Annotated in this window: 16 protein-coding genes; 13 read left to right on the top strand and 3 right to left on the bottom strand. The window is 41.8% G+C overall.

Annotated features, from left to right (window positions below):
* Positions 1-14 precede the first annotated feature (14 nt).
* From DQM55_RS07975 to DQM55_RS07945, 6 genes are all read left to right on the top strand, one after another.
* The gene (locus DQM55_RS07975) at positions 15-668 is read left to right on the top strand and encodes a CPBP family intramembrane glutamic endopeptidase (RefSeq protein ID WP_002896025.1); all 654 of its coding nucleotides are present in this window, start codon (positions 15-17) and stop codon (positions 666-668) included.
* A 160-nt stretch (positions 669-828) separates the two neighbouring features.
* Positions 829-1,746, top strand: a complete 918-nt coding sequence (locus tag DQM55_RS07965) for a diacylglycerol/lipid kinase family protein (protein WP_172454746.1) — start codon at positions 829-831, stop codon at positions 1,744-1,746.
* Positions 1,747-2,097: 351 nt separating this feature from the next.
* Positions 2,098-3,033 carry a helix-turn-helix domain-containing protein gene (locus DQM55_RS07960; RefSeq protein ID WP_002904132.1) on the top strand — a complete coding sequence of 312 codons (936 nt, stop codon included), beginning with the start codon at positions 2,098-2,100 and terminating at the stop codon, positions 3,031-3,033.
* A gap of 181 nt (positions 3,034-3,214) precedes the next feature.
* Positions 3,215-5,638, top strand: coding sequence for a GBS Bsp-like repeat-containing protein (locus DQM55_RS07955; RefSeq protein ID WP_002902691.1), 2,424 nt, complete (start codon positions 3,215-3,217; stop codon positions 5,636-5,638).
* A gap of 94 nt (positions 5,639-5,732) precedes the next feature.
* On the top strand, positions 5,733-6,347 hold the full coding sequence (locus DQM55_RS07950; RefSeq protein ID WP_002900765.1) for a DUF6287 domain-containing protein: 615 nt from the start codon (positions 5,733-5,735) through the stop codon (positions 6,345-6,347).
* A 77-nt stretch (positions 6,348-6,424) separates the two neighbouring features.
* On the top strand, positions 6,425-6,730 hold the full coding sequence (locus tag DQM55_RS07945; RefSeq protein WP_002900763.1) for a hypothetical protein: 306 nt from the start codon (positions 6,425-6,427) through the stop codon (positions 6,728-6,730).
* A gap of 58 nt (positions 6,731-6,788) precedes the next feature.
* Here the strand turns inward: DQM55_RS07945 and nrdF are convergent, their stop codons facing one another.
* From nrdF to nrdH, 3 genes are all read right to left on the bottom strand, one after another.
* A complete protein-coding gene (gene nrdF / locus DQM55_RS07940; protein WP_002910202.1) occupies positions 6,789-7,748 on the bottom strand; it encodes a class 1b ribonucleoside-diphosphate reductase subunit beta in 960 nt (319 codons plus the stop codon).
* Between the two features lie 156 nt (positions 7,749-7,904).
* Positions 7,905-10,064 carry a class 1b ribonucleoside-diphosphate reductase subunit alpha gene (gene nrdE / locus DQM55_RS07930; protein ID WP_002915596.1) on the bottom strand — a complete coding sequence of 720 codons (2,160 nt, stop codon included), beginning with the start codon at positions 10,062-10,064 and terminating at the stop codon, positions 7,905-7,907.
* 160 nt (positions 10,065-10,224) lie between these two features.
* Entirely contained in the window at positions 10,225-10,443 is a 219-nt protein-coding gene (gene nrdH, locus DQM55_RS07925) for a glutaredoxin-like protein NrdH (RefSeq protein WP_002897920.1), read from the bottom strand.
* Positions 10,444-11,041: 598 nt separating this feature from the next.
* On the opposite strand from nrdH, the gene DQM55_RS07920 reads away from it, so the two are divergent.
* The 7 genes from DQM55_RS07920 (at position 11,042) to glgA (ending at position 20,699) form a co-directional block, all read left to right on the top strand.
* Positions 11,042-11,305 carry a phosphocarrier protein HPr gene (locus DQM55_RS07920; RefSeq protein WP_002896017.1) on the top strand — a complete coding sequence of 88 codons (264 nt, stop codon included), beginning with the start codon at positions 11,042-11,044 and terminating at the stop codon, positions 11,303-11,305.
* 1 nt (position 11,306) lies between these two features.
* On the top strand, positions 11,307-13,040 hold the full coding sequence (gene ptsP / locus DQM55_RS07915; protein ID WP_002896016.1) for a phosphoenolpyruvate--protein phosphotransferase: 1,734 nt from the start codon (positions 11,307-11,309) through the stop codon (positions 13,038-13,040).
* A 233-nt stretch (positions 13,041-13,273) separates the two neighbouring features.
* A complete protein-coding gene (locus tag DQM55_RS07910) occupies positions 13,274-14,698 on the top strand; it encodes an NADP-dependent glyceraldehyde-3-phosphate dehydrogenase (RefSeq protein WP_002910196.1) in 1,425 nt (474 codons plus the stop codon).
* A 385-nt stretch (positions 14,699-15,083) separates the two neighbouring features.
* Positions 15,084-16,994, top strand: coding sequence for a 1,4-alpha-glucan branching protein GlgB (gene glgB, locus DQM55_RS07905; protein ID WP_002902694.1), 1,911 nt, complete (start codon positions 15,084-15,086; stop codon positions 16,992-16,994).
* 6 nt (positions 16,995-17,000) lie between these two features.
* Positions 17,001-18,143: a glucose-1-phosphate adenylyltransferase gene (locus DQM55_RS07900; RefSeq protein WP_004187682.1), complete on the top strand. Its 1,143-nt coding sequence runs from the start codon at positions 17,001-17,003 to the stop codon at positions 18,141-18,143.
* Complete coding sequence (gene glgD, locus DQM55_RS07895; protein ID WP_002906940.1) at positions 18,133-19,272, top strand: glucose-1-phosphate adenylyltransferase subunit GlgD; 1,140 nt, start codon at positions 18,133-18,135, stop codon at positions 19,270-19,272. Before DQM55_RS07900 ends, glgD begins: the two co-directional genes overlap by 11 nt.
* Complete coding sequence (glgA, locus tag DQM55_RS07890; protein ID WP_111676064.1) at positions 19,269-20,699, top strand: glycogen synthase GlgA; 1,431 nt, start codon at positions 19,269-19,271, stop codon at positions 20,697-20,699. Before glgD ends, glgA begins: the two co-directional genes overlap by 4 nt.
* Positions 20,700-20,848 lie beyond the last annotated feature (149 nt).

The raw sequence follows: 20,848 nt of genomic DNA, 5'->3' as shown, positions 1-20,848 counted from the left end.
TATAAGGAATCACTATGAAATTAAAAACTTTCTTTACTAATTTTGGCCTTTATATTCTTGTCCTCTTGGCCTATTTTTATATCTTTTCGGCTATAGTTGTCTTCACTATAGGTTCCCTGACAGGAGGACTTTCTCAATTATTGATTTTGCTGATTTTTGTCATACTTGCGAGTCTCTATTCTTTTGCCATGTGGAAATGGTACCAGAAAGATTTGAAACTGGAAATCAAAAATACCAAGCTGACCAGTTCTATCTGGCTTCCCAGCGCCCTCTTGCTTGCTTTTATTATCTTCCAGCAGCTCGTTCCTATTGAATCTTCTGCCAATCAGAATGCTGCTGTGCAGTTGATTCAGCAGCAGCCAGTCTTTGCCTTCCTATACATGGTAATCTTTGCTCCTATTCTTGAGGAGTTGCTGACACGAGGATTTTTGGCTAAGTTTCTCTTTCCCGACCAAAATAGTTTGGCGAAAATCATGCTCTATTTAACTGTATCTGCCAGCTTCTTCTCTCTTCTGCACATGCCGGGCAATCTAGTCCAGTTTCTGGTTTACTTCATCTTGGGGGCAATCTTTGGCTTAGGCTATCTATCTAAAAAGGATCTGCGCCACTCAATGGCCTTACATCTGGCCAATAACCTCATTGCCTTTGTTCTCATTGTCTTCTTTTAATAGAAAAACTAAATATAAGACAGCACTTCTCAAGTTAACTTGACAATCTAATGGCGGAAGTGTTTTTCTGTGGAATAGAGTTTAAATACCAAACTGCTTTTCTGGTTTTTCTAAAGCCAGCAGTTTCAAATAGTTGTGAAAGTGTTTTCCAGATGGTATAATGAGCTATCAAATGAAAAGAGGTTTCCTTATGTCTAAAGTCCTATTAATTGTCAACCCTAGCTCGGGAGGCGAAAAAGCCAAGTCCTATGAAGACTTGGCAAGGGAAAAGCTGGCAAAATGTTTCGATGAGGTAGTGGTCAAGCATACTGAAAAAGGCGGAGACGCAGCAGCTTTTGCTAAGCAAGCAGCAGAAGACCATTATGATAGCGTCTTTGTCATGGGCGGCGATGGAACAGTCAATGAAGGAATCAGCGGCCTGGCTGAACTAGACTATCGTCCGACTTTTGGTTTCTTTCCACTTGGTACAGTCAATGATTTGGCGCGTGCTCTCGGCATTCCTCTAGACGCTGAAGAAGCCATTCAGAATCTGGATATCAACAAAGTCAAGCCACTTGATATCGGCAAGATTAATGACCAGTACTTTATGAATGTGGTTGCCATTGGAACTATTCCTGAGTCAATCAACAACGTAGATTCAGAAGACAAGACCAAGTGGGGCAAGTTTGCCTACTTTATCTCTGGTTTCAAGCAGTTGATGGATACTAGTTTTTACGAATTTCACTTAAATATTGATGGAGAAGAGCGTACGATAAAGAGCAGTACACTCTTGATTGGCTCTACCAACTCTATCGGAGGTTTCGAGAGCATTCTCCCTGAAGCTACTGTCAATGACGGCTTGCTCCATCTTTTGTATCTTAAGGATAAAAATCTCTTGGACACCTTGGTTTCTGTGCCGGATTTGATTTCGGGCAATGGAGAAGAAAGTGATAATATCGAGTATCTGACCTTTAGGGAAATCACAGTTGAGTTGGCTGATGACAAGGCAGAGCTCAGCGTCAACGTTGACGGAGATGAGGGTGACCAATTGCCAGTAACGATTCGTGTCTTGCCATCTCACTTGAATGTGTATTGCTAGTTTTTTGTGTTTAGACTCAAAAAAGAATATGGTAGAAGGACTCTAAACTTTTAAGTTTGGGGTCCTTTAATACTTGTAATATACTAATTTTTAGATTTACATGCTTTTCTCAAGTGATGGCGGATGTCAGCGACCTCCTGCAGAGTTCCATGACTAGCTATTGAGCCTAAGGTCTCAATAGCTCCGCTCTACCTAACTGTTGCAACAGTTAGGTAGATTTCATCACTGAGAAAAGGAAGTAATCTTTTTGGAATTTTATTAGTAAAATCTTTCCAATTATGCTATAATAAATCTAGAATAACATGATAACATAACCAAAAGTTTCCTGATTTATTTGGGAGGGGATTGACGATGCAAGGAAAAGAATTTGGACAGCATTTGAAACAGCTTCGATTAAATAGGGGCTGGACTAAGGAGCAATTGTGTGGTGATGAGTCAAAGCTTTCTATACGGCAGTTAACCCGTTTGGAGTCAGGCATTTCCCAGCCTACTCTTTCTACTTTAGAATATCTGGCTTTCTGTCTAGAGGTCGATTTGACAACTTTGACAGGAAGTAAAAAAGAAGATGTAGCTCTACCTACTGACTATCAGCGCTTGAAGTATAAGCTGATTCGGACGACCACTTATGGCAATACCGAAGCTTTGTTCGAATTGGAGCATATCATAGATGAAATTTTTGAAGTTTATTATGATGATTTGCCAGAAGCTGAGCAGAATGTAATGGATATCTTGCAATCAAAGATTTATACTTATACTTCTGAGAAATTCCATAAGTATGGAATGACTCTCTTTGCCCAGCATTTGGACGATTTGCAGAGTAAAAAGCATTATGACGTGAATGATTTACTCTACATCCAGCTCTATCAGATCTATGTGGGAGATGAAGAGGAGATTCGGTCAGCTAAGTTTGATAAGGAATTATATGCAAGAATCGCTCAGCGATTACTGCAGTCAGTTGACTATATTCCAAATGAATATCTCTTTCTCATGCGAGATGCTCTACTGACAATCCCAGGTATTGAGTGCGAGCGAAAAGAGTTCATTTATACAAAAGATACGCTCAACAAACTTAATGTAATCATGGAATTGACAGAGGACTATCAAAAGAAACCGCTGATAAGAATGTTAGAGGGAGAATATGAGCTTTTCGTACACAAGGACGAGAAAAAAGCTCAACAATACTATGAAGAGGGACTGACACTGGCAAGATTGTTAGGTCATACTTTTCTATCTAAAAAAATGGCTGAGGAGTGGAATAAAGAACTTCGGCTCTATCATCAAGGCTAGCAGGACATCTATGTCCTGTTTTTTATTTGTAATTGAGTCTATAATTGAAACATGGAAAAAGTTAAATAGGAAAGGAGAGAATCACATGTTTAGGATTTCTTATTATCTCGCCATGATTTGGTTTTGGCTTTAGGAAATTAAATGTTGTCGTGCACAAAGATTAATAAAGGGAGCAAATAAAATGAAAAATCAATTTTTTAATAAGCAGGTTCAACGTTTTTCTATTCGTAAATATTCTCTAGGAGCAGTTTCAGTGCTTCTAGGAACATTATTATTTGCAGGGACTCAAACAGTTGCTGCTGATCAAGTAATTTCGCCAACTGGTACTGATTCAGTAGTTTCTACAGCACCTTCTGACATAGCTGTGGACACAAATCAGAGTGTTTCAGAAAAGTCAAATGCAACAGTAAGTTCTGATATTGAATCGGAAACAAAAAATGCTGTAAATAACAATTTAGTTAGTATTGAAAATGGAGTAACTTCTGAAGTTCCTGAACCACTAGAAACTGAAAATAAAGCGACAAATGCAAATGATATTCCAATCAACACTGAGCCTGTTTCTGATCAAACTTCAACAGTTAATGAAAAACAGAAAACTGTTGAAATAAATCCAGTTATAGATGATCCTACTAATCCTAAACATTTAGTAACACGTGGCTATGCCGCTTCGAATGTAGATAAGCCAGCCACCTCAATTGTTAATGATGTCAGCCGCCGCCGTGCAACTAAAGAAGAAAAAACAACTCTCAAAACAACTGTTGGTAAAGTTGCAAACGGGACTGGACATACGACTTTACTGGCTACAGGGAATGGTTCAATCGCTCGAGGCGATGATTATCCAGTAAGGTTTAAAAATCTCCCTGATTATGCTGCGGACGATTGGGGACTTATTGTTAAAAATTGTACTTCATTTACTGCTTATAGATTAAGTTCAGTTAATGGTTTTAACATTCCTCGTGCGTACGGAAATGGCGGTGAATGGGGATATCGGGCAAGAAGAGAAGGATACAGGGTAGATAATCATCCAGCTCTTGGCTCAGTCGCTTGGATTGATGATGGAAGTTACGGACATGTAGCATGGGTGTCCAATGTATTGGGAAATAATGTAGAAATTGAAGAATATAACTATGCTTGGAGTAAAAGTTATAATCGCAGAGTAGTTGCTGCAAGTTCAATCTCAGGCTTTATACATTTTAAAGATATCATTGGAGGTACATCCACACCGATTTCCCAGCCTTCTGATAATCAAGGAATCCCTGCCAGTGGAGTGTATCATTTCACTCAAAGAGCCTCCATTAAAGCTGAGCCTAAGATGTCTAGTCCTGAATTAGCTTATTATGATGCAGGACAAACTGTTACATATGATCGTAAATTGGAAGCAGATGGCCATCAATGGATTAGCTATCTCTCCTTTGCTGGAAATCGTAGATATATTGCCATTGGAGTAACAAAGACAAAGGCTCCTTTAAAGGGAACCTTGACTATCCAAAACAATAATGCTCAGACAGGGACTTTTGATGTCATTGTATCTGATGTCTCTAGCCCGTATGGTGTGAAAGAAGTGAAATTACCAACTTGGTCAAGTGAAAATGGACAAGATGATATTGTTTGGTACACTGCTGCTAAACAGCCTAATGGAACATATAAAATAACTGTCAATGCAAATAAACATAAAGGTTCTACGGGAGAGTATAATATCCATCTATATTATGTTCAAAATAATGGGGAAATGGTTGGAGCTGGGGGAACGAAGACTACCGTTTCTATTAAGAAGCCTGAAGGGAAAATTACTATTCAAAATAATAATTCAAAAACAGGAACCTTTGATGTTGTTATATCTAACATTTCCAATCCTGGTGGTGTAAAAGAAGTAAAAGTACCTACATGGTCTAGTGCGAATGATCAAGATGATATTATTTGGTATACTCCTAAAAGACAATCGGATGGCACTTACAAATTGACAATAAAGGCTAGCGATCATAAATATTCCACTGGAAAATATAATGTGCATTTATACTATGTTCAAAATAATGGCCAAATGATTTGTGTAACAGGAACGACGACAGAAGTCTCCTTGGATAAGGAATTAATCCGGCCGACAGGAACTATTACTATTCGGAATAATACTTCAAAGACAGGTACCTTTGATATTATTGTGTCTAATGTTTCTAATCCTGGTGGTGTAAAAGAAGTAAAGGTACCTACATGGTCTGCTGCCAATGACCAGGATGACGTGGTTTGGTACACTGCTAGCAAGCAACCAGATGGGACTTACAAACAGACTATTAAAGTAAGTGATCATAAAAATTCCACAGGGAAATACAACGTCCACCTGTACTACGTTCAGGATGATGGAAAACTTGTAGGTGCCGGCTCAGCTACTACGGAAGTCGCATTACCAACTATATCTATTCCATCAAAAGGGAATTACGTTTTTCAAGGCTATGCTTCTATTCGGTCTGAAGCTAAAATATCAAGTCCAGAACTAGCAAACTTTGACAAAGGGAGCACAGTCTTTTATGATCAAACTTTTATTGCAGATGGTCATCAGTGGATTAGCTATGTTGGGTATAGTGGTAGCCGTCGTTATGTAGCAATAAATTAATTTTATAATATTTCAATATGATTATTGATTTTATTAATTCAAAATGTTACAATAAGATTACAAAAAGGTATTAATTCATGAGGAGGCCTCTTTTATGAAAAATGCAAAATTAATGTTTCTTGCGACTGCACTCACTTCTTCCATTATCTTGCTTGGTGCTTGCAGTAAACAGCAGGACAAGCAAACATCTCAAAGTAATAGCTCTAGCCAAACAGTTCAAACTTCTAAATCAGATTCTAAGTCTGAAGCGAAAGCTGTTCCATCAGCTAGCCCAGATGAAACTGATGCAGCGTCAGTATCTTCTGAAGCTCAGCCTAAAAATGAAACAAAGTCTGACACGAAAGACCCAGCCACTCCAGCAGCGGGTATCGATGTCAATGCTTTGGCAGCAGGAGATTTTTCGACTGTAGCCGGTACTTGGCAAAATGATTTGGGGGATGCGATAGTATTGAATAATCAAGGGGTCGTTTCTCATACTCTGAATGGAAAAGAATCCAGCGATTATACTTTACTAAAAGGTCAAGTAAGCGATGGTAGTTATGTATCTACTCTTGCTTATACTGCTGGTAGCAGTAGCGCAACCTTTTTAGTAATTCCAGAAGGAGCTGTTTTGCCTGATACTGGAAACGAGAATCCTAAAGCACAGATTCGAGTTGGACAAGATGCTATCACTGCTTCCCAGCATCCGTATTATCGCGTATCTAATTAGTGACTGCATAAGTGGAGTTAGGGATGATGTTCCTAGCTCCACCTTTATTTGGATAAAAAACATGAAGGGAGGAAAAGATGGCTACTTTAATGATGAAAAAAATAGCTGAGGATTTAAATAAGACTAGAGTATTGGATGAAAATGGAGCTTTGGTAGCTTATTATGCCCTTCTGCCAGCTGACTTTTCTGGTGGTGACAGCAAGCTTTATCTTGAAAATCCAACGAGTCAAAGGCGGATGTATAGAATTTATCAAAATATGAAGCCCTTTTTATTTCCTATTGTCCCAGCTCATGACTGTACCGTGATTTATCTAACATCTGATGTTGGAGTTGAGATTACAGTCGCAGAACATCTGGAAGAATATATCTATGATAGTCAATAGATTAATAGTCAGTCAAAGACCCCCTCTTTCCGTATTTTGGAAAGAGGGGGTCTTTGTCTTATAAACCGTAATTATAGTCGTCATCCTGCATGGCTTCAACTTCGCCTAGCAGGTAGCCGTTACCCACTTGGGAGAAGAAGTCATGGTTGGAAGTACCGGTTGAGATACCGTTCATGACGATAGGATTGACATCGTCTGCTGAGTCAGGGAAGAGCGGATCTTGCCCTAGATTCATCAGAGCCTTGTTGGCATTGTAGCGCAGGAAGGTCTTGACTTCTTCAGTCCAGCCGACTGTGTCATAGAGGCTTTCAGTGTAGCCTTCTTCATTTTCATAGAGGGTGTAGAGCAGGTCGTACATCCATTCTTTGAGTTTTTCTTGCTCGTCTTCTGGCAGCTCGTTAAAGGCTAGCTGGAACTTGTAGCCGATATAGGTTCCATGGACAGACTCGTCACGGATAATCAGCTTGATAATTTCAGCAACGTTGGCCAGTTTGTTATTACCCAGATAGTAGAGCGGAGTGAAGAAACCAGAGTAGAAGAGGAAGGTTTCCAAGAAAACGCTGGCTATTTTCTTTTCCAGAGCTGTACCGTTCAGGTAAATCTCATTGATAATCTCAGCTTTCTTTTGCAGGTATGGATTGGTGTTGGTCCAGTCAAAGATTTCATCGATTTCTGACTTGGTGTTGAGCGTAGAAAAGATAGAAGAGTAGGACTTGGCGTGAACGGACTCCATAAATTGGATGTTGTTGAAGACAGCTTCTTCGTGGGCTGTGCGGACATCCTTGCGCAGGGCATCCACACCAGACTCAGACTGGAGGGTATCCAGCAGGGTCAGGCCACCGAAGACCTTGCCGACTAGGTCTTTTTCCTTGTGGGACAGCTTTCTCCAGTCATCCAGGTCATTGGATAAGGGAATCCGCGTATCCAGCCAAAATTGCTCAGTCAGTTTTTCCCAGGTGGACTTATCGATGACATCTTCGATAGCGTTCCAGTTAATGGCTTTGTAGTAAGTTTGCATTCTTTCTCCTTTAGTAGATGGTACGACCTGATGGGGTATCAGCTATCACTTCTTGGATACTACCCCAATACTCCACGATTTTACCTTCCTGTCCATAATGAGGAAAGTAAAATTATGACATGGTCGAATTTCCTTTTCTTTTTCTAAAATCTCTTGCTAGATGACACAGCTTTCACATTGGTTGGCACCGACTTCGCCACCATCGTCAGTGAAGGTACGGACGTAGTAGATGGATTTGATACCCTTGTTGAAGGCATAGTTGCGCAGGATAGAAAGATCGCGGGTCGTCTGCTTGCTTTCTTTTTTCCATTCGTAGAGGCCTTTAGGGATATCGCTGCGCATAAAGAGAGTCAGGGAAAGACCTTGGTCCACGTGCTCAGTTGCGGCTGCATAAACATCGATAACTTTGCGCATATCCATGTCATAGGCGCTGGTGTAGTAAGGGATAGTCTCAGTTGACAGACCAGCAGCAGGATAATAGATTTTACCGATTTTCTTTTCTTGACGTTCTTCGATCCGTTGAGTAATTGGATGAATTGAAGCAGAAACGTCATTGATGTAGCTGATAGAGCCATTTGGTGCAACGGCCAAGCGGTTTTGGTGGTAGAGACCATCAGCCTTGATCTTGTCACGCAACTCTGCCCAATCCTCTGCAGATGGGATAAAGATGCCTGCGAAGAGTTCTTTGACACGGTCAGACTTAGGTACAAATTCACCTGTCAGGTATTTGTCAAAGTAAGTTCCGTTAGCATAGTCAGATTTTTCAAAGTTATGGAAGGTCACGCCACGCTCGCGAGCGATATTGTTAGACTCAACTAAAGTCCAGTAGTTCATAAGCATAAAGTAGATGCTAGTGAACTCTACAGCTTCCGCTGATCCATAATCGATCAGCTGCTGTGCCAAGTAGCTGTGCAGTCCCATAGCTCCCAGACCAAAGGTATGCGCCAGACTGTTACCATTGTCGATAGAAGGCACAGCTGTGATGTGCGAGCTGTCTGTGACAAAGGTCAAAGCGCGTGTCATAGTTCGGATAGATTTTCCGAAGTCAGGTGAAGTCATCATATTGACAACGTTAGTAGAGCCTAAGTTACATGACACATCTGTTCCTAGGTGAAGATACTCTTGCGCATCATTCAAAAGGCTAGGCTCTTGCACCTGCAGGATTTCAGAGCAAAGGTTACTCATGACGATTTTACCGTCGATTGGATTTGAACGGTTGGCCGTATCAATGTTTACGACATAAGGATAGCCAGATTCTTGTTGGAGTTTGGAAATTTCTGTTTCCAAATCACGGGCCTTGATCTTGGTCTTAGTGATATTTGGATTAGCGACCAATTCATCGTATTTTTCAGTGATGTCAAGGTAGGCAAATGGCACTCCATACTCGCGTTCAACAGAATAGGGGCTGAAGAGGTACATTTCTTCATTCTTGCGCGCTAATTCATAGAACTTATCCGGAATGACAACACCGAGTGAGAGGGTTTTAACCCGAACTTTTTCGTCAGCATTTTCTTTCTTAGTAGAAAGGAAGGCAATGATATCTGGGTGGAAGACATTGAGGTAAACAACCCCAGCTCCTTGACGTTGGCCCAGCTGGTTAGAGTAGGAGAAACTGTCCTCAAAGAGTTTCATAACAGGTACAACGCCAGATGCAGCTCCTTCATAACCCTTGATAGGTGCTCCAGCTTCCCGTAGATTGCTGAGGGAAATACCGACCCCGCCACCGATACGAGAGAGTTGCAAGGCAGAGTTGATGGAGCGGCCGATTGAGTTCATGTCATCTGTTACTTGGATGAGGAAGCAAGAAACCAATTCACCGCGACGAGCCCGACCAGCGTTGAGGAAGCTTGGTGTCGCCGGTTGATAGCGCTGGTGGATAATCTCATTGGCAATATCCTTGGCAATGGCTTCATCTCCGTTGGCAAAGTAGAGGGCGTTGAAGAGTACCCGATCTTCCATGCTTTCCAGATAGTATTCACCATCATTGGTCTTCAGTGCATACTGGTTGTAGAACTTATAAGCTGCCATGAAAGATTTAAACTTGAAATCTTGAGCATGGATAAAAGCAGTCAGCTCCTCGATGTATTCCGGAGAATAAAGTTCAATAAATTCCTTCTCCAAATAGTTTTCTTCTATTAAATATTTAATTTTTTCTGTGATAGAAGAAAATTGCTTGGTGTTTGGCTCAACGTTTTCTTTAAAAAAAGCTTTTAAGGCTTCTTGATCTTTATGAAGCATAATCTGACCATTAACTGGACGGTTGATTTCGTTGTTGAGTCGGAAGTATGTCACATCCTCTAAATGTTTGAGTCCCATGTTTTTCCTTTTCTATATAAATAAGATAATTAGCTAGCGGAAAAATATCCGCCTTACAAAAGAAACGGCCCCTATGAGCATAGGAGCTGCAGTTTGCCCTGATAATCTGTCTTTTAGTTTATCTCCCAATCAAGGCGTGCTGCCCTCAAAATAAACTACATTAAGACAGTTTTTTCAATTTACCAGGTTGGAAACCAGAAAATGCCTCAGTTGCTGTCTGAATCACAGGAGCAGCATTGAAACCAAGATCTTTGACATGGTCAATGAATTCTGGCTGTTCATCCAAGTTGATTTCGCGGTATTCTACATGATTAGTATCTAAGAAGCGCTTGGTCATTTTGCACTGAACGCAGTTGTTTTTTGAGTAAATAGTTACCATTAAAAATTCCTCTAAACTTTCGTTTTTTCTTTTAAATAATACGAAACTAGTATATCTAAAAGAAAATAGAATGTCAATAGTTTTGAACTAAATATTGTGTGATATTTTGTTATAGGATAGATTACAATACAATATATAGTGTTTACATAAACAATGAAAAGAAGTGAAAAATTGCAGAAAAGGAGCAAAATGCTGATGCGGCAATGCTTAAACAAGTCTTAAAACTTTAGACAAATGACTGGTGGCTTTTCCTCCCAAAAACCAAAATCCAATATCTTGTGTTACAGAATTTAGGGAATCACTAGCAGGAGTGGAGGGAGGAGTTTATATTCTTAATTTATGGAAATTAAGAATATAAAAATAAGAAATTTATGATTGAAAACTTGCTGGAAGAAATGTTTGAATAAAAGCTGAAAGATAGGGGCTTTTGCTTGGAAATTCCACCTTCAATATAATAAGAAGAGTTTTCATTTCCTAAGAAATATTTTGTAAGCGGGCTATAAAATTCTTGAAAAAGATTTCAAAAGGTGATATAATATCAACTTGTAAGGGTTATCACAATAACTCAAAAAGAATTATTTAAAAGGAGAGTCTAACTATGGCTTCTAAAGATTTCCACATTGTAGCAGAAACAGGTATTCACGCACGTCCAGCAACTTTGTTGGTTCAAACTGCTAGCAAATTCGCTTCAGACATCACGCTTGAATACAAAGGTAAATCAGTAAACTTGAAATCTATCATGGGTGTTATGAGTCTCGGTGTTGGCCAAGGAGCTGATGTTAAGATCTCAGCTGAAGGTGCAGATGCAGACGATGCTATCGCTGCAATCTCTGAAACAATGGAAAAAGAAGGATTGGCTTAATATGACAGAAATGCTTAAAGGAATTGCAGCATCTGACGGTGTTGCCGTTGCTAAGGCATATCTATTAGTTCAACCGGATTTATCATTTGAGACTGTTTCAGTCGAAGATACGAATGCAGAAGAGGCTCGTTTGGATGCAGCTCTTGAAGCTTCACAGAACGAGCTTTCTGTTATCCGTGAGAAAGCAGTAGATAGCCTTGGTGAGGAAGCCGCTCAGGTGTTTGACGCTCACTTAATGGTACTTGCTGACCCTGAAATGGTTGGGCAAATCAAAGAAACAATCCGTGCGAAAAAGACCAATGCAGAAGCTGGTCTGAAAGAAGTAACGGACATGTTTATCACTCTCTTTGAAAACATGGACGACAATCCATATATGCAGGAACGTGCGGCAGATATCCGCGACGTGACAAAACGTGTTCTTGCTAACCTTTTGGGCAAGAAATTGCCAAACCCAGCGTCTATCAATGAAGAATCAGTTGTGATTGCTCATGACTTGACTCCTTCTGATACAGCACAGCTGGATAAGAAATTTGTTAAAGCTTTTGTAACCAATATCGGCGGACGGACAAGCCACTCTGCTATCATGGCACGTACGCTTGAAATCGCAGCAGTATTGGGAACTAATAACATTACTGAACTTGTAAAAGACGGCGATGTGATCGCAGCTAACGGTATCACCGGTGAAGTGATTATCAACCCAACTGAAGAGCAAATCGCAGCATTTAAAGCAGCTGGTGAGGCTTATGCTAAGCAAAAAGCTGAATGGGAATTGCTTAAGGATGCTCAGACTGTGACTGCAGATGGCAAGCACTTCGAATTGGCTGCCAATATCGGTACACCAAAAGACGTTGAAGGTGTCAATGCTAACGGTGCAGAAGCAGTTGGTCTTTACCGGACTGAGTTTCTTTATATGGATTCTCAAGACTTCCCGACAGAAGATGAGCAGTATGAAGCATACAAGGCTGTGCTTGAAGGCATGAATGGAAAACCAGTTGTTGTTCGTACGATGGATATTGGTGGAGATAAGGAGCTTCCTTACTTCGATATGCCGCATGAAATGAACCCATTCCTTGGTTTCCGTGCTTTGCGTATCTCTATCTCTGAAACTGGCGATGCTATGTTCCGTACACAAATCCGCGCTCTCTTGCGTGCTTCTGTACATGGACAATTGCGCATCATGTTCCCAATGGTAGCCCTTCTAACAGAATTCCGCAAAGCTAAAGCGGTTTATGACGAAGAGAAAGCTAAGCTGCAAGCTGAAGGCGTTGCAGTAGCAGACAATATCCAAGTGGGGATTATGATTGAAATCCCAGCAGCAGCTATGTTGGCGGATCAATTTGCCAAGGAAGTAGACTTCTTCTCTATCGGTACCAACGACTTGATCCAGTACACTATGGCAGCTGACCGGATGAATGAGCAAGTCTCTTACCTCTATCAACCTTACAACCCATCTATCCTTCGCTTGATTAACAATGTTATCAAAGCAGCTCATGCTGAAGGCAAGTGGGCGGGTATGTGTGGAGAAATGGCCGGCGACCAAACAGCGGTGCCATTGCTCGTAGGTATGGGCTTGGATGAATTCTCTATGAGTGCGACTTCTGTCCTTCGGACTCGTAGCCTCATGAAGAAGCTGGATACGAAGAAGATGGAAGAACTGGCTCAGCGTGCACTGACTGAATGTGCAACGATGGAAGAAGTTCTTGAGCTTGAAAAAGAATATCTGGACTTCGATTAATCTGAAAATTAAGATCAGGGAGTTTTTCCTGGTCTTTTTTAGTTTTCTTCAAAGGCATAGTGAAGTTTGTTCAGAAAGTTGAAATCAAAGAAAATAGAAATAATCAGATATAATATGAACAAACTTAGACAATCTATCTTAATTGTGAAAAAATTCTTTAAATTTATAACTTTTGGTTGAAATTTTCAGAAAATTTGGTAAAATAATATTTAATAACATTTTGGAGGGGACAAGTGACACAATATAAAAACTATATAAATGGAGAGTGGAAAGTTTCTGAAAATGAAATTACCATCTCATCTCCTATCAACAATGAGATTTTAGGAACTGTGCCTGCCATGACTCAGGCAGAGGTTGACTATGCGATGGCAAGCGCTCGTGCGGCTTTGCCAGCTTGGCGAGCTCTTTCAGCAGTTGAACGTGCAGCTTATTTGCATAAGGTTGCGGATATTTTGGAGCGTGATCAGGAGAAGATTGGCGAAATTCTTGCAAAAGAAGTTGCCAAGGGGATCAAAGCGGCAGTCGGAGAGGTAGTCCGGACAGCAGACTTGATTCGCTATGCGGCTGAAGAAGGCATTCGTATTCACGGTCAGGTTATGGAAGGTGGCGGCTTTGAAGCTGCCAGTAAGAAAAAACTGGCTGTGGTTCGTCGTGAGCCTGTAGGAGTTGTACTGGCCATTGCGCCATTTAACTACCCAGTCAACCTGTCTGGTTCCAAAATTGCTCCTGCCCTTATCGGCGGAAACGTCGTGATGTTTAAGCCACCTACTCAAGGTTCAATTTCTGGTCTGCTCCTGGCTCAAGCTTTTGCTGAGGCTGGTCTGCCTGCTGGAGTTTTCAATACCATCACAGGACGTGGTTCAGAAATCGGGGATTACATCATTGAGCATAAGGAAGTAAACTACATTAACTTTACTGGCTCCACCCCAATCGGTGAGCGCATCGGGAAGTTAGCTGGTATGCGTCCAATTATGTTAGAATTGGGTGGTAAGGATGCTGCAGTTGTGCTGGAAGATGCTGACTTGGAGCATGCAGCTAAGCAGATTGTTGGCGGGGCATACAGTTATTCTGGCCAGCGCTGTACGGCTATTAAACGTGTCATTGTCATGGAGAGCGTAGCAGACAAATTAGCGGCGCTGATTAAGGCAGAGGTAGAGAAACTGACGGTTGGGGATCCCTTTGATAATGCGGATATCACACCAGTCATTGATAATGCATCAGCAGATTTCATCTGGGGCTTGATTGAAGATGCTCAGGAAAAGGGAGCGTCAGCCTTGACAGAAATCAAACGTGAAGCAAATCTCATCTGGCCTGCCTTGTTTGACCATGTGACACTGGATATGAAATTAGCTTGGGAAGAGCCATTTGGTCCTGTTCTTCCGATTATTCGTGTGACTTCCGTTGAAGAGGCTATTCAGATCTGTAACCAGTCAGAGTTTGGTCTTCAATCTTCAGTCTTTACAAATGATTTCCCTAAAGCATTTGAAATTGCTGAGAAACTGGAAGTGGGTACTGTACATATCAATAATAAGACCCAACGTGGTCCAGATAACTTCCCATTCCTTGGAGTTAAGGGATCTGGAGCAGGAGTGCAAGGGATTCGTTACAGTATCGAAGCGATGACACAAGTGAAATCCATCGTGTTTGATGTGAAATAATGAGAAAGGCGGCTTTGTGCGGCCTTTTTTCTTACATTGATGAACTTGTAAATCTAATAAGATTACCTCATGATTTGAAAAGAATCAAGCATTTATATGTTTAATTGCTTATTATTTTAAAATGTAAATTTACATATTGGTCTATATCTTTATGAAAATTTTCATCTTTTTCTTGTTTTGGATAGCTCCTATATTTAGCGAAAAAGGAATAAAAACATACTTAGAGGCACAAAATGCAGTGTTTTCTCTCTCATTTATTACTAATTTTAGCTAATGTTCGGTTTTAGTGATTTTCCGTAAGGATATTTGAAATTTACTTGAAAAAGAGATAAAAATAATGTAGAATAGTATTATAGAAAACGCTTACAAATAGAAAGGTGATTACATGGATAAGAACGAAGCATTAAGAACCTTTACAACAGGTGAAAACTTTCATTTGCAGCATTATCTAGGGGCGCATCAGGATGAAGTGGACGGCAAGTCTGGCTACTCTTTCCGCGTTTGGGCGCCTAATGCTCAGAGTGTCCATTTGATTGGAGATTTCACCAATTGGTATGAAGAGCAGATTCCTATGGTCCGAAATGAAGCGGGCGTTTGGGAAGTCTTCACGGAGCTGCCTAAGGAAGGAGATATTTACAAGTACAATATCAAGCGTAGCAGTGGTCAGGAAATTTTAAAAATTGATCCGCTGGCTATCTATCTGGAAGAGCGTCCGGGTACTGGAGCAGTTATTCGCACTATTCCTGAGAAGAAGTGGAAAGACGGTCTTTGGCTGGCACGCCGGAAGCGCTGGGGCTTCTTCTCTCGGCCGGTCAATATCTATGAAGTGCATGCCGGCTCGTGGAAACGCAATGAAGACGGCAGTCCTTATAGCTTTGCCCAGTTAAAAGAAGACTTGATTCCGTATCTGGTGGAGATGAACTACACGCATGTGGAATTCATGCCGCTTATGGCTCATCCGCTGGGACTTAGCTGGGGCTATCAGCTCATGGGCTACTTTGCCTTTGAGCATACCTATGGCACACCTGAGGAATTTCAAGACTTCGTCGAAGAATGTCACTTGAACAATATTGGTGTCATTGTGGACTGGGTACCAGGTCACTTTACTATTAATGATGATGCTCTGGCCTACTATGACGGGACACCGACTTTCGAGTATCAGGATCACGATCGGGCTCATAACTATGGCTGGGGTGCTCTCAACTTTGATTTGGGTAAAAATCAAGTTCAGTCTTTCTTGATTTCCAGCATTAAATTCTGGATTGATTTTTACCATCTGGATGGGATTCGGGTTGATGCTGTCAGCAATATGCTCTATCTGGACTATGACAGTGGTCCATGGCAGCCAAATAAAGATGGCGGCAATCGCAATTATGAAGGCTATTACTTCCTGCAACGCCTCAATACGGTTATCAAGCTAGCCCATCCTGATGTCATGATGATTGCAGAGGAAAGTTCCTCAGAGACCAAGATTACTGGTATGAGAGAGCTGGGTGGTCTTGGATTTGACTACAAGTGGAATATGGGCTGGATGAATGATATCCTTCGTTTCTACGAAGAAGATCCGATTTATCGTAAGTACGATTTTAATCTGGTGACCTTTAGCTTTATGTACGCTTTCTCTGAAAACTTCCTCCTGCCATTCTCGCACGACGAAGTGGTTCACGGTAAGAAGAGTCTCATGCACAAGATGTGGGGTGACCGTTACAATCAATTTGCAGGTCTCCGCAACTTGCTGACCTATCAGATTTGCCATCCGGGCAAGAAATTGCTCTTTATGGGTTCAGAATTTGGTCAGTTCTTAGAATGGAAGTCGGAAGAGCAACTAGAATGGTCGAATCTGGACGATCAGATGAACAAGAAGATGCAGGGCTTCACTGCTGCACTCAATGCCTTTTATAAAGACAATCGTCCGCTTTGGGAAATTGATCTGAGCTATGATGGTATCGAAATCATTGATGCGGATAATACCGATCAAAGTGTCCTCTCCTTCATCCGTAAGACGGAAAAAGGAGATATGTTAGTTTGTGTATTTAATATGGCGCCGGTAGAGCGGAAGAACTTTACCATTGGTGTTCCAGTGGAAGCCATTTATGAAGAAGTATGGAACACTGAATTAGAAGAATGGGGAGGTGTTTGGAAGGAACATAACGAAACAGTTCAGTCTCAAGAAGGACTTTGGAAAGATTATCCACAGACCTTGACCTTTACACTGCCAGCTCTTGGAGCCAGCATCTGGAAGATCAAGCGTCGGATTGCTCGTAAAAATGTTAAAAAAGATTCCACAAAGGAGTAATAGTCTATGAAGAATGAAATGCTAGCTTTGATTCTTGCCGGCGGGCAAGGAACTCGTCTTGGAAAGCTCACACAGAGTATCGCAAAACCTGCGGTACAGTTTGGCGGCCGCTATCGTATTATTGACTTCGCCTTGTCTAACTGTGCCAACTCCGGTATTCACAATGTCGGTGTCATTACTCAATACCAGCCATTAGCTCTGAACAGTCACATCGGAAATGGTTCTAGCTGGGGGCTTGATGGTATTAACTCAGGCGTGTCCATTCTTCAGCCTTATTCTGCGAGCGAAGGAAATCGCTGGTTTGAAGGTACCAGCCATGCGATTTATCAAAATATCGACTATATCGACAGCATTAATCCTGAATATGTCCTGATTTTGTCTGGGGACCATATCTATAAGATGGACTACGATGACATGCTTCAATCTCACAAGGACAACAATGCCAGCCTGACAGTTGCCGTTTTGGATGTGCCTCTCAAAGAAGCCAGCCGTTTTGGCATCATGAATACAGATGCTAATAATCGGATTGTTGAATTTGAGGAAAAACCAGAAAATCCTAAGTCAACCAAGGCTTCTATGGGGATTTATATCTTTGACTGGCAGCGTCTGCGCAATATGCTGGTAGCTGCTGAAAAGAGCAATGTGGATATGTCTGACTTTGGTAAGAATGTTATCCCTAACTACCTTGAATCTGGCGAAAGCGTTTATGCTTATGATTTTGAAGGCTATTGGAAAGACGTTGGTACAGTAGAGTCTCTTTGGGAAGCCAACATGGAATACATCAGCCCAGAAAATGCTCTGGATAGCCGCAATCGTCGCTGGAAAATTTATTCTCGCAACTTGATTTCTCCGCCAAACTTCATCAGTGAAAATTCCCACGTGGAAGACTCGCTGGTCGTTGATGGCTGTTTCGTTGACGGTACAGTAAAACACTCTATTCTTTCTACTGGTGCTCAGGTCAAAAAGGGGGCAGTCATTGAAGACTCTGTTATCATGAGTGGAGCTGTTATTGGCAAAGACGCTAAGATCAAGCGGGCCATTATCGGCGAAGGTGCTATCATCTCTGATGGTGTAGAGATTGATGGTACAGAGGAAGTATATGTTGTCGGATACAACGAGAAAGTGGGGGTACCAAAAGATGAAGATTGATAAATACTCAGCAATTTTAGGAAACACAGTCGGCTTCCATGATATGTCAACTCTGACAAATCATCGTCCAGTAGCCAGCTTGCCATTCGGTGGGAAATACCGCTTGATTGACTTCCCGCTTTCAAGTCTTGCCAATGCTGGTATCCGCAGTGTCTTTGGTATCTTCCAGCAGGACAATATCAGCTCTGTTTTTGACCATATTCGTTCTGGTCGTGAGTGGGGTCTGTCTACCTTGCTCAGCCACTATTACTTGGGAATCTACAATACCCGTGTAGAAAGTTCTACAGTCGGTGAGGAATACTATGATCAGCTTTTGACCTACCTGAAACGTTCCGGTTCCAACCAAACGGTTGCACTTAACTGCGATATCCTGGTTAATATTGACCTCAATCAAGTTTTCCACTTGCACAATACAACAGAGCAGCCTATTACAGTTGTCTATAAGAAATTGCATAAGGAAAATATTTCGGATGTGAATGCTGTCCTAGATATTGACGAAACGGACCATGTTAGAGGGCATAAACTCTTTGATGGCCGAGAAGATGCTGAGCTCTTCAATATGTCCACAGACATCTTTGTGGTAGATACTCCATGGCTGATTGAAAAACTGGAAGAAGAAGCTAAGAAAGAGCACCCGCAAAAACTGCGCTATGTCTTGCGTGATTTAGCAACTCAGGAAGGGGCATTTGCCTACGAATATACAGGCTATCTGGCGAATATCTATTCTGTAGAGACCTACTACAGATCCAATATCGATATGCTTGAAAGTAAGAAATTCTACTCTCTCTTCAGTCCGAACCAAAAGATTTACACCAAGGTTAAGAATGAAGAGCCAACTTACTATGCTGAGTCTTCAAAAGTATCTCGCTCCCAGTTTGCGTCAGGAAGCATTGTGGAAGGTGAGGTCATCGATTCTGTGATTTCACGGAATACCAAGATTAAGACTGGAAGCAGTGTTAAATCCAGTGTTCTCTTCCCTCGAGTGAAAGTTGGAGAAAATGCAACTGTCGAGTACGCGATTGTGGACAAGGGTGTTGAAATTGGCGAAGGAGTGGTGATTCGCGGAACTGCAGAAGACCCAATCGTAGTCAAGAAGAGCCAAAAAGTTACAGAGGACATAATTCGATGAAGATTTTATTTGCAGCAGCAGAAGGAGCTCCATTTTCTAAGACAGGTGGTTTGGGAGACGTTATCGGCGCTCTCCCCAAATCACTGGTCAAGGCTGGCCATGAAGTTGGTGTTATTCTGCCTTACTATGACATGACCCATGCCAAATTTGGCGACCAGGTGGAAGACCTTTTCTACTTTGAAGTCAGCGTTGGCTGGCGTCACCAGTACGTTGGGGTTAAGCGCCTAGTCTTGAATGGTGTGTCCTTCTATTTTATTGACAATCAGCATTATTTCTTCCGCGGTCATGTTTATGGAGACTTTGATGATGGTGAGCGCTTTGCTTACTTCCAGTTAGCAGCGGTTGAGCTGATGGAGCGGATTGATTTCATTCCGGATGTTCTGCATGTTCACGATTATCATACAGCTATGATTCCTTTCTTGGTTAAGGAAAAATACCATTGGATTCAAGCATATCAGAATATCAAAACCGTCTTGACCATTCATAATTTGGAATTCCAAGGTCAATTCCCTGACAGCATGCTTTGGGAACTATTTGGAGTAGGCTATGAGCGCTATGCAGACGGAACCCTGCGTTGGAATGACTGTCTCAACTGGATGAAGGCTGGTATTCTCTATGCAGACCGAGTGACAACTGTATCACCAAGCTATGCAGGTGAAATCCGTACACCAGAATTTGGTTGCAATTTGGATCAAATCCTGCGGATGGAGTCCGGTAAGCTGGTCGGAATTGTCAACGGTATTGATACGGATATCTATAATCCAGAAACGGATCCGCTATTAGCCCACCACTTTGACAAATCTGACTTATCTGGTAAACTAGAAAACAAGCGGGCTTTGCAAGAGCGAGTTGGCCTGCCTGTGCGTGATGATGTGCCTGTTGTTGGGATTGTTTCCCGCTTGACACGTCAGAAAGGCTTTGATTTGGTAGTGGAAGAGCTGCACAATCTCCTCCAGGAAGATGTGCAGATTATCCTCTTGGGAACAGGGGATCCAGCTTTTGAACAGGCTTTAGCTTGGTTTGGTCATGCCTATCCTGATAAGCTTTCAGCCAACATCCTCTTTGATGTGACCTTGGCTCAGGAGATTTATGCTGCCAGCGATATTTTCCTCATGCCAAGCCGCTTCGAGCCTTGTGGCTTGTCACAAATGATGGCTATGCGCTACGGAACCCTGCCTTTGGTGCATGAAGTGGGCGGTCTGCGTGATACCGTGGAGCCTTACAATGTCTATACAGGACAGGGAACTGGCTTTAGCTTCAATAACTTTTCTGGCTACTGGCTGACTTGGACCTTCAAGGAAGCACTCAGGCTTTATGCCGATGACAAGGAAGCTTGGAAATCTCTGCAAAAGCAGGCGATGGAGAGAGACTTCTCTTGGGATACAGCCAGCAAGGCATATAGTGATTTATATCAATCACTCCTATAACATTTACTTTGGAATCAGTATAAGCAAATCCTCTCTTGCCCATTGGACAAGGGAGGATTTCCGTGAGAATTACATTTTTATATATTATCATACTGTGTTGGAGCTCTGTTTTTAGCTTATGGCTGAAGTGAGTGCTTCCCATCTTGATT

Origin of the sequence: Streptococcus sanguinis (genome assembly GCF_900475275.1) — a bacterium.
Lineage (GTDB): Bacteria > Bacillota > Bacilli > Lactobacillales > Streptococcaceae > Streptococcus > Streptococcus sanguinis_N.
Note: the sequence above shows the minus strand (reverse complement) of the source record. Positions and strands in the feature narration are given on the sequence as shown.